The 7,362-nt window shown below is 54.1% G+C and carries 3 protein-coding genes; 2 read left to right on the forward strand and 1 reads right to left on the reverse strand.

Translation table 11 applies throughout. The annotated features are described in order from the left end of the window. Positions 1-30: 30 nt before the first annotated feature. Both HFP08_RS09750 and HFP08_RS09755 read left to right on the forward strand, forming a co-directional pair. Entirely contained in the window at positions 31-2,628 is a 2,598-nt protein-coding gene (locus tag HFP08_RS09750; protein WP_168120400.1) for a GLUG motif-containing protein, read from the forward strand. Positions 2,629-2,657: 29 nt separating this feature from the next. Further along, on the forward strand, positions 2,658-4,502 hold the full coding sequence (locus HFP08_RS09755) for an S-layer homology domain-containing protein (RefSeq protein ID WP_168120401.1): 1,845 nt from the start codon (positions 2,658-2,660) through the stop codon (positions 4,500-4,502). 86 nt (positions 4,503-4,588) lie between these two features. Here HFP08_RS09755 and HFP08_RS09760 read toward each other — a convergent pair. Further along, positions 4,589-7,362: S-layer homology domain-containing protein (locus HFP08_RS09760; RefSeq protein WP_206109217.1), on the reverse strand; the 2,774-nt coding region annotated here is incomplete at its 5' end.

A 7,362-nucleotide genomic window follows, 5' to 3' on the forward strand; every position in this document is an offset into this window, starting at 1 on the left:
GATATATACGACGATTGGAGGAGAGAGACTATGTCTGCTCGGATGAGACAAAAATTAAGTTTGGCCATTGCCGTGCTAATTATGGCATCCGCGTTAAGCCTTGGCGCTTCAATGCCTGTTCACGCGAGCGCGGTCTTTGCGGGAGGGAATGGAGCGGATTGGAATCCGTATCAGATCAAGACGGTGCGCCAGTTGGCAGCAATGAGCCAGCGACCCGATCTGCACTATATTTTGGTGAATGATTTGGATGCAACGACCTATCTGGCTGAGGGCGGAGAAGGCTGGAACGATGGAGCCGGCTGGCTGCCGGTCGGCGACGGGACTTCCCCGTTTTCGGGCTCCTTTGACGGCAAAGGTCATACGATTACGGGGCTGCGCATCAACCGCAATACCGACGGTTTGGGGATGTTCGGTTATGTGTCAGAGGAAGCCGTCATCCGAAACATCCGGTTGCAGAACGTAAATGTAAGCGGTACGGCCGGTTTAATGGGAAGCTTGGCGGGCGTGAACCGCGGGACGATTGAGAATGTCGCTTCGGAAGGCGCGGTTGCCTCATCCTTGCTTATGTATACCGGAGGCTTGGTCGGTTCGAATACAGGATTGATTCGTTATGCGCAAGCTGCAGTTGATACCACGGGCGATATGGCTGCTGGCGGCCTTGTCGGCAACAATGAAGGGACGATTACAGACTCCTTCGCTGCGGGTGCCATTACGGGCGGTTCCAATAATACTTTCGGCGGCTTGGTCGGCAACGCAACGACAAACAGTGATATTACTCGAAGCTATGCCACGGGCAATGTGACAAGCGCTTCGTCCAATGCTGGCGGACTGGTTGGCTTCAATCAGGGAAGCATATCGCAAGCCTATGCTGCGGGTAATATTACGGGCAATGTGACGAGCGGCAACAATATTGGCGGGCTTGTCGGAACGCTTCAAGGCTCCGTGACAGATGCGTACGCTACCGGCTCTGTCAGCGGCGCTTACGGCGTGGGCGGACTGGTCGGCTATGGCGGCACGATTACGAATGCCTATGCGACTGGAAGCGTATCCGGGATCTCTATGGTTGGAGGAATAGCGGGAGGCGGCGCTGCAGTCACAGCCTCCTATTATAATTCCGATACCGCTGGGCAATTGGATGCAGAGCAGGGAGAAGCGAAATCGACGGCTGAGCTTCAGTCAGCCGCGACTTTTGCGGACTGGAATTGGGATACGCTCTGGTCTATTGATGAAGGAAGCAGCTATCCAGCGCTTCAAATGCAGGACGAGTCGGCTCCGTGGATTGTTCGGGCAACGGTGGAAGATGCCAGCCCTAATCAGGTCGTTCTCTTGTTCAATAAAGCGGTCACTGCGGCGGATGCAAGCGGAATCTCGATTCGTGTTCAAGATCTCGAAGCAAGCATCGTGGGAACGGACTTCGACACGGCAGCGCATAGCGTTACACTCACCCTAGATGCGCCTGTTACGTTCGGGCAGAGGGCAACGATTGCCTATAACGGCGCGGGAACGCTGGCCGATCTGGGGAGCCGGTCGCTGGACGGCTTTACGGAGAGCATTCTGAATCGTGTCGGGAAACGCATCAGCTTCGATGTCAATGGAGGCTCCTCCGTTGATCCGATTCTGGCTGCTGCGGGATCGACCGCTGCAGCGCCGGTCGCGCCTGCCAGAGCCGGCTATCGTTTTGCAGGCTGGTACACCGAAGAGCAGCTGTCGGAGCCTTGGGATTTCGCGACAGACCTTGTGCAGACAGACATGATCCTGTATGCCAAGTGGGTTTCCCCTCCGCAGTTGGTGTTAGACAATTCCTCGGGCAGTGCGGAAACCTTTCTGGATACCCCGCTGTCGCTTTCTCTTGGAGAAGACATCGTGGCCATTGAATTTACATTAACCGCTTCTTCAAATCTGATTCAATTCCAGACGGACAGCTCCGAGCTTGCCCATGCTTTCATCAACTATATCGGGGAGGATGAGCAAGAACAATACCGCATTGTAATCGGCTCTGCGGAGCAGTCCGTTCTACCGGAACAGCTTGGTTATTTCAAGTGGCGCATTGCAAGGGAGGTTTCGTATCAGCAGCCGATGCAAATCACCTTGTCCAACATCCTGGTCTCTGACTCTGCAGGCGCCACTACGGCCATCGCCGATGTGGAGGCAACGGTCACTATTGACGATACAGCAGCGCCAACCTTAACGTTGACATCGTCCACATGGCCGAATTTGGCGACCAGCGTCGACATTATCGTAGCTGCTGACGGCACAGGAGGCGATATTGCACAGCTGAAATGGGCGGAAGGCGAGAAAGACCCGGCCTGGTTCAAGTCTGAGGGATCGATTATTGCCGGTAATTCTGTGGGGATAACAGCCAATGGCTTATATACGTTCTATGCCGAGGATGAAGCAGGCAATGCCGCCGTTCAAACGATCGAAGTCGGAAATTACGTTGTGAAAGGGGATGTCAACTTCGATGCGTCTCCTTATTTCGTCGATATTACAGATTGGCAATTGTTAGCCAATTATATTCTGTTCGAGGATGCTCCCGATGACAGGCAGCTCTTCGCCGCTGACATGAACAATGACGGCGATATCAACGTTGGAGACTGGGTGCTGCTAGCCAAGCTATTATTGCAATAATGCTCCGAGTATTCTATGGGAGGTACACAATGAAAGTAACAAAGATGGGAATTCTCATTGCAGTAGTCGCTCTCATATGGGCGCATGCCTTCAGTCCGATTCCTGCGAATGCCGCAGAGGGAACGCAGCAGCTTCAAGCAGGACAAGCTGTCGGACAGAACGGCGCAATGCTTGACGTGCCCATTATGTTGAAAAGCAACGGCGAAGTAACTGCATTGCAATTGCAGCTTGACTATGACCGGGACGCATTTGCCCTGATTGAAGTGAAAAAAGGTCGCGGGCTCGCCTCATCCTTTGAAGTGCTCTCTAATCTGGACAATGGCAAGGTTGTCATTGGCAGTATAGATTCGAGCATCGCTGACGGCCTGCGAGAGGTTGCCGTCGCAAGCTTTCGAATTAAAGCTGATGCGCCGGATGGAAAGTATGCCATTAAGCTGACGAATACGGCATTCACTGACCGCGAGGCGCGAAATTTATCCAGCCAATTCCGGCTTGTTGATGGCTCGATTACAGTCGGAGCGGGAAATGGCGACGATGGAGGCGGAAACAACAATGGGGATGGGGATAGTGAGGGGGGCGGCGAAACTTCCGCCTCCCCTGGCTCTGAACCAACTGTCGAATTGGATGCTCAAGCCCTTGTCAATGGAAAAACAGCCCAAATTGGAAAGGCAGTAACGTCGCAAGTCAGAGGAAAGACAAAAACAACCGTCACGGTCGATTCGCAGAGGGCGGCGAATCTTCTGGCAATGGAGGCGGATAAGGCTCAGCTTACTCTTCCAATGCCTGCTCCCTCCGATGTCAACTTTGTCGTGCTGGACGGTCAACTCCTTCAGCTAATGGAGCAAAAGCAGGTTGTGATTGAAATGCGAACCGATAATGCCAGCTATACCCTGACTGCGGAGCAGCTTCGTATTGCAGCTCTTGCCGAACAATGGGGAGAAGCGGTGAACCTGCAAGATATGCAAATACAGATTGAAATCTCTCTTCCGTCCAAGGAAACGACGGCAGCTTTTGAAGAATCAGCCTCAGAGGTTGGCTTCACGCTGCTGACATCGCCGGTTCAGTTCACCGTTCAAGCCGTATATGACTCACAAACGAAGGAAATTACCGATTTTCCGGCCTATGTCGAACGAGGTATCGCCTTGCCGCAAGGTACGAATCCGACACTGGCTTCGACCGTCGTCATCCTTGAACCGGACGGCAGCGTACGCCATGTGCCGACCCGCATAATCGATGATGAAGGTACGTATTACGCCTTGGCGAGCAGCCTGACGAACAGTGTGTATGCTGTTATCTCGCATCAGCAAGCGTTTCAAGACATGGATGGCCACTGGTCGCAGACTGTGGTCGACGATTTAAGCTCCCGTATGGTGCTCTCCGGCACGAGCAAGAGTAGGTTCCAGCCGGACCGCCCTATTACGCGTGCCGAATTTGCCGCAATCCTCGTCCGCGCGCTTGGGCTCAAGCAAGAGAGCGGTTCGTCATCGTTCACGGACGTTGCGGCAGAATCATGGTATAGCGAAGCTGTTCGCACTGCTTCAGAGTACAGCTTGATTAATGGCTTTGAAGATCAAACCTTCCGTCCGGCGGACAATGTTACCCGGGAGCAGGCTATGGTCATGCTTGCAAACGCCATGCCTCTTACGGGGTTGACGGCCGGGCTGTCGGTCGAAACCACTCCATTCCATGGCCTGGACGTCTTCACCGATGCTGCGAACACTTCCGATTGGGCAAGGAACGGCGTAGCTCGAAGCTTGCAAGCGGAGCTTGTATCGGGAAGAAGCTCGGCTGAGCTTGCCCCGCAGGCGAACGTGACCCGCGCAGAGACTGCCGCCATGGTGTGGCGTCTGCTTGAGAGGTCCGGGCTGATTTAGAATTAGACCCTCTATATGCTAAATGAATAAGTAGAAAACGGGCGCCATCAGGATTCATTCCCGAGGCGCCCGTTAATCGATAGGTCTTAATTGATAAACTTCAGTACTCTTAACATGCGTTCCAGCATCACGGCTGCTTCCGCGCGTGTGATTTTGTCCTGCGGATTCAACGAGTGAGTGTCGTCTCCTTCTATGAGACCCGTTTGAACGGCAGCCGCCATTTCATCTAATGCCCATTTCGAAACCGATGCTGCATCCACGAATTCGGACAGCTCGGTCCCTTTGACATCGGCGAAGGTCATGCCGGCATAGCGCAAAGCATTAACGAGAATCGCCGCTGTTTCCTCTCGGCTAATCTGTACGGTCGGTTGGAAGCTCCCGTCATCATACCCGCGGACAAGACCTTCTTGGGCAGCCGTATTCACAGCTCCGGCGTACCAGACGTAGCTTCCGACGTCGGTAAAGTTACTTGCTTCACCCGATACAGACTCCAAACCGAGCGCTCTAATCAGCATAGCCGTCAGCTCCGCACGGGTAACAAGGGCTTCCGGAGCAAAATTCGTCTCATCAACGCCTTTCACGATCAGCTTCGAGCCCAGCCGGTTGACCGTATCCTCGAACCAAGTGTCCCTAACATCCGCAAAGGTCATGTCCTTAGACAACACGGCATAAATGCCGCCGGATCGGATGCTCCAACGCACAACGTCCGCATCAAACGTGGCGGGCATCGGCGAGAGGGCAAGTTCCTCCGCATTATAACGCGCTGCCATTCCGTTATCCGGTTGAATTTCGGTTCCGAGCTTCTGCGAAACCGAGATATATTGATCATAGTCGCTGCTTGTTTGCTCTTGGCCGTCAATGACCGTGAAGAGCTCGATCTTGAATGGCTCACCATGAAGCTGAGCCCCGATGTCTTCCGCTGTTGCTTCCAGATTATCCAACAGGTCGGCAGACACAGTGGAAAGCCGTAACAGAATCACATCGAGCGCTTTCTCTTGCAAACTTGTCAAGACGGTTGCGGGCAGCTCGAAATCCGCGAGCTCGGTGCGCAGAATCAGCCGTCCGTCGGGATTCGCCTTCATCCATGCCAGAAGCGTTGCTGCAGGCAGCTTCAATTCCATCTCCTGCGGATGGTCTGGAAGCGTCGGCAGGTGGCCGTCGATTTCAATAACATCCGTTTCCAGCTCTTCAATCGTCATTCGATACGTTCTTGTCATTGCTGCATCAGCTGTCAGGATGATGATATATCCGTCGTCTTTGCCGTCCTCCCCTTCTTCGTCATTGTCATCATCACCGTTATGACTTGTTGTCACGATGTTGATTATCGTTATTTCCGATACGGCTTCATTCCCTGCCGCGTCCTTGGCATAGACGCTGTAGGTTCCATTGGCGGAAACATCAAATTGTTGCGTGCCCAATATGTCACTGCCGGCGCCGCCATGGAATTCAGTCGCGCTGCGGCTTCCTGACATCCAGCTCAATTCGGTCAACGTGTTGCCCGCCGAATCTCCATACACGCTTGCCGTCACCGTAATGTCAACGGCTTGTTGCGTAGGCGTGCTGTTATCCGGTACGCTGCTTAGAGCAAGTCCAGGGGCTGCCGATACGATGCGCAATCCGCCCGTATCCGGCAGTTCAAAGGCTAAATCGGCGGCGCCCCCGGATGTCCGCATAATACTTGCACTGTCTGGAAGGCCGATTGGCGACAAAATGGCAATGCCGTCTACATCCACAAGCCCCTGCGGAATTTCGTAAGTGAAGCTCAGTTCGGTCAATTCTGCTCCCTGATCACCCGAATAGGCAGCATAGACGACCTGTGTTACCGTACCGCTTCCGATTTCAAACGGAATCTCCGGCGTCCCGCTTACCGTCACGCCGTATCCATAAGTCACTTTAAATGACAATATCTCACCTGCACCGTATAAGCCATCAGAGGGTGCTGTCATGGCAATACCCGTTACAGCAGCTTTGAAAGCCGTAATGGCATCATTCAATGTATCTCTTGCAAAATCCAACTCGGTTTGAGATTGGTTTGCGCGGTCATCATACACCGTCTGCGCCGCATCAATTGCTGTCTGGAGTGTACTCCGCGCACTTGCTGGAGCTTCACCGACGCCCGTTCCTTCCTCATGATCCGTCAGCGCTTGATTCGCGTTCGTAATCGCTGTATTCAGCGCTGTGGCGTTGCCCGCTCCGATTACCGCAGCTTCAAAGGTTGTCACCGCTGCATTCAGCGTGCTCACAGCAGTGTCCAGCTGCGATTGCGTCCGATTTGTACGATCGTCGTACACTGACTGAGCCGCATCAATGGCTGTCTGCAGCGTACTGCGCGCGCTCGCCGGCGCATCACCGACGCCCGTTCCTTCCTCATGATCCGTCAGCGCTTGATTCGCGTTCGTAATCGCTGTATTCAGCGCCGTGGCGTTGCCCGCTCCGATCACCGCAGCTTCAAAGGTTGTCACCGCTGCATTCAGCGTGCTCACAGCAGTGTCCAGCTGCGATTGCGTCCGGTTTGTACGATCGTCATAGACCGACTGAGCCGCATCAATGGCTGTTTGCAGCGTATTACGCGCGCTCGCCGGCGCATCACCGACGCCCGTTCCTTCCTCATGATCCGTCAGCGCTTGATTCGCGTTCGTAATCGCTGTATTCAGCGCCGTGGCGTTGCCCGATCCGATTACTGCAGCTTCAAAGGTTGTCACCGCTGCATTCAGCGTGCTCACAGCAGTGTCCAGCTGCGATTGCGTTCGATTTGTACGATCGTCATAGACCGACTGAGCCGCATCAATGGCTGTTTGCAGCGTATTACGCGCGCTCGCCGGCGCATCACCGACGCCCGTTCCTTCCTCATGATCCGTCA

This window comes from Paenibacillus sp. HB172176 (genome assembly GCF_011947265.1).
Lineage (GTDB): Bacteria > Bacillota > Bacilli > Paenibacillales > Paenibacillaceae > Pristimantibacillus.

What these genes read in the sequence shown, in the direction of transcription:
- HFP08_RS09750 (WP_168120400.1), top strand. Translation starts at nt 31, where the DNA reads ATGTCTGCTCGGATGAGACAAAAATTAAGTTTGGCCATTGCCGTGCTA.
- HFP08_RS09755 (WP_168120401.1), top strand. Translation starts at nt 2,658, where the DNA reads ATGAAAGTAACAAAGATGGGAATTCTCATTGCAGTAGTCGCTCTCATA.